Source organism: Vibrio sp. 1249-1 (genome assembly GCF_033340495.1).
Map to the genome: position 1 here is coordinate 1 of NZ_JAWOWJ010000189.1, position 972 is coordinate 972.

General features: G+C 46.6%; 1 protein-coding gene. It reads left to right on the forward strand.

Annotated elements, in window-relative coordinates; all coding sequences use genetic code 11:
• Nucleotides 1-972, forward strand: a 972-nt coding sequence (locus tag R7Z50_RS25145) for an NAD(P)(+) transhydrogenase (Re/Si-specific) subunit beta (RefSeq protein ID WP_318149441.1), incomplete at both ends; no start/stop codon positions are given.

Sequence of the window (972 nt, forward strand, 5' to 3'; positions counted from 1 at the left end):
ACTTAGACGCACCAGAAGCTGCAACGCATGCAGAGCATGTTATCCACCTTGTCGAAGTTTTCCTTGGTGTATTCATTGGTGCTGTAACGTTCACAGGCTCTATTGTTGCGTTTGGTAAGTTACGTGGTGTGATTTCATCGTCTCCACTGAACCTTCCTCACAAGCACAAAATGAATCTGGCTGCGATCGTAGTTTCAACGCTTCTAATGATCTACTTCGTAAAAGCAGATGGCAGCATGTTCGCGCTTATCGTGATGACGTTAATTGCGTTCGCATTTGGTTACCACTTAGTCGCATCCATTGGTGGCGCGGATATGCCAGTTGTTGTTTCTATGCTTAACTCGTACTCAGGTTGGGCAGCGGCAGCAGCAGGTTTCATGCTTGCAAACGACCTATTGATCGTAACAGGTGCTTTGGTTGGTTCTTCAGGTGCAATTCTGTCATACATCATGTGTAAAGCGATGAACCGCTCGTTTATCAGTGTTATTGCCGGTGGTTTTGGTCAAGAGATTATTATTTCAAGTGATGAAGAGCAGGGCGAACACCGTGAAACCACTGCTGAAGAAGTGGCTGAAATGCTGAAAAACTCGAAGTCAGTAATCATCACTCCAGGATACGGCATGGCAGTAGCGCAAGCGCAGTACCCGGTGCATGAAATTACTGATGCACTTCGTTCACAAGGTATTGAAGTTCGTTTTGGTATTCACCCTGTCGCGGGTCGTCTGCCTGGTCACATGAACGTGCTACTTGCAGAAGCGAAAGTACCATACGACATCGTTCTGGAAATGGACGAAATCAATGATGATTTCTCAGAAACAGATACGGTTCTGGTTATTGGTGCGAACGATACTGTAAACCCAGCAGCGCTAGAAGATCCGAACAGTCCGATTGCTGGCATGCCTGTATTGGAAGTGTGGAACGCGAAAAACGTCATCGTATTCAAGCGTTCAATGAATACTGGTTACGCGGGCG